The organism is Deltaproteobacteria bacterium, assembly GCA_019309045.1.
In the GTDB taxonomy this organism is placed as follows: domain Bacteria; phylum Desulfobacterota; class Syntrophobacteria; order BM002; family BM002; genus JAFDGZ01.
Genome location: JAFDGZ010000190.1, coordinates 1 through 2,545, shown reverse-complemented (window position 1 = coordinate 2,545; position 2,545 = coordinate 1). Strand labels below are relative to the sequence as shown.

Annotated in this window: 2 protein-coding genes; one reads left to right on the top strand and one right to left on the bottom strand. The window is 50.1% G+C overall.

Going from position 1 to position 2,545, the window contains the following annotated elements:
* Positions 1 to 76: 76 nt before the first annotated feature.
* Complete coding sequence (locus tag JRI89_17605) at positions 77 to 1,387, bottom strand: oligosaccharide flippase family protein (protein ID MBW2073048.1); 1,311 nt, start codon at positions 1,385 to 1,387, stop codon at positions 77 to 79.
* Positions 1,388 to 1,566: 179 nt separating this feature from the next.
* On the opposite strand from JRI89_17605, the gene JRI89_17600 reads away from it, so the two are divergent.
* On the top strand, positions 1,567 to 2,545 hold a 979-nt coding region (locus JRI89_17600), incomplete at its 3' end, for an IS630 family transposase (protein ID MBW2073047.1).

The window sequence follows — 2,545 nt, the reverse complement described above, 5'->3', positions numbered from 1 at the left end:
ACAACGAGCAGCTCCTACGCAGAGAAAATTTGGTAGCATTTCCTTCAATTTCTCCCCAAGGCAAGAAGTTGCAGCTTTATCTCAGCCAGGCGCCATTCTTCAATCCAGGAAGATACAGTGTGGTCAGGGCCATGCTCTGACGAACATAGATCACAAAGGTGATATTGCGAAATATGACAGCAATCATGCTTGCAACTGCCGCTCCCTCGATACCGAAAGGAGGAATCAGAAGCAGGTTCAAACCAATGTTAAGTAACATGGTGATAATCATAACGTTTTGAAAAATGTGTTGTTTGCCTGTCATTTGCAGCACAATACCCACAGACCCGCAAATGGCACTTACGAACATGCCAAGAGCAATGTATTGTAGAGCTCTACTGCCAGTTGGAAATTCGTTTCCAAATAGAGCAAGCACAGGCGAGGGGAAACAGAGCAGTAGAAGAAAGAGCGGCAGGGAACTCCAGAAAATCATCTTGGTTGCCTGGTATACTACTTCTTGCAAGCTATCAAGATCACCGGTCTTATATAACTCGGCAAATTTTGGTGCGGAAATGGCGTTCACTGCTCGCAGAGTAATTGCTGTCAGCAATCCAAGTTTCATTATTACGGCATAGATCCCCACATCTTGTTTGCTTCGAAAAATCCCAAGCATGATTATGTCCGCCCAGCCCGTTATCATAACCATAGAACTTGCCACTAGAAGCGGTAGAGAGACACTTAACATTTCCTTTACAGAAATAGGTGATGCGATTTTTGGGAAAGTGATTCCTTCACGTGAAAACCATGTGCTGATCAATAAGGTAACAACGGTTCCCAGGACGTAGGCGGCCAGTGGAGCGTTATTGGTTTGGAGCAGAAGAAACAGGGGCAGAACGCTCAGTATGCCGAAAAGATTGATGCTCACATTCTGGATAAAGGCAAAATGCTGAATTTTTTTTAGTCCACGGAGATAGGCTGCATTGACGTAGGAAAAGGTCAGAGGCAGTACGGCCATACTTGCAAGCCGGATATAATTGCCTAATTCACGTTTATGGAACACGCGTACCGCTAAGTCGGCGGCGAATACATACACACAGGCAGATAAAAAAAGGGACGTCAACAAGACAACACGCCATGCTTTTCTGAGAACCGCCGCAGCCAGATCACTTCTTCCTTCCACCACGTACTCTGCCACGAAGCGAAGCAGAGCAGTATCGAGGCCGCTTCTGGCCAGAGTGGCCAAAATTGTTGCCACAGTGGTGGCGAGGGCAAACATCCCCATCACCTTAGCTCCGAAGTTATGCGTGATCAGCAGTACGAACCCATATCCTAGAAAGAGATTAGCGATCCTTGAGAATAGGGCAACGGAGCTTCCTCTTACGAGTTCTCGAAGATGGCCGTCTCCCAATCTGGTTTCAAACAGCTGTCTCATTTCTCATATTACTGGAGAAAAGGTAGAATCATCTTAGTGAAAAAAACCTTTGTAGTTGGAAGTCAAATTTCCGTAAGTCGCCGAGCTTGGAAATGTTTTTCAGCTCGGCTAGTACTTAGTTGCATAAATTAGAGTTATATATTAGAGTGGGTGGCATGAGTAGAAAAGCCACCCCCATCATGTTGACAGAGGAGCAGGAGCGAACCCTGAAACAGTGGGTTCGCTTGCCCAAGACCGAGCAGCGGCTGGTGCTGAGGAGCCTGATCATACTGGCTGCAGCCCAAGGAATGCCTACCATTGCTATTGCCCGCAAGTACAAAGTGCGGCCGGCCACTGTGAGCAAGTGGCGCACTCGCTTTGCCAGAGAAGGTCTTTCTGGTCTTCAGGATGCGCCCCGCACAGGACCGAGGCGCCGCTATGACAAAAGCATGGACAGGCGGATTATAGCCATGTTGGACGAGGATCCCCCTGCGGGGCATACCACCTGGAACGGCAAGCTTTTGGCGGAGGCGGTGGGAGGCGTCTCCAAGCACTATGTGTGGCGAGTGCTCCGCAGGCATGGCATCCAGCTGCAACGCAGACGGTCCTGGTGTATCAGTACGGATCCTGAATTTGCGGCCAAGGCAGCAGACATTGTGGGGCTCTATTTGGAGCCGCCAGAAAACGGTGTGGTCATCTGTGTGGACGAGAAACCTCACATTCAGGCCCTGGAGCGGGCCCAGGGCTGGCTGCGCCTTCCCAATGGCAAGGCCTTTACCGGTTTCAGTCACGGCTACAGACGACATGGCACCACCACGCTTTTTGCTGCCCTCGACATAGCGACCGGCCAGGTCAAAGCAGGCCACTTCAAACGAAGGTGGCGGCGAGAGTTTCTCTCCTTTATGAATGAAGTCATTGCCGAGTATCCAGACAAGGAAATTCACGTGATCCTTGACAATCTAAACACCCACAAGCCTAAAAGAGACAGGTGGTTAGCGCGACACAAAAACGTGCATTTTCACTACACCCCGACCTATGCCTCGTGGCTGAACCAGGTTGAGGTGTGGTTCAGCATCCTGAGCCGCAGGGCCCTGAAGGGAGCCAGTTTCACCTCCCCGCAGCAGGTACGCAATGCCATCGACAGATTCGTTGCCG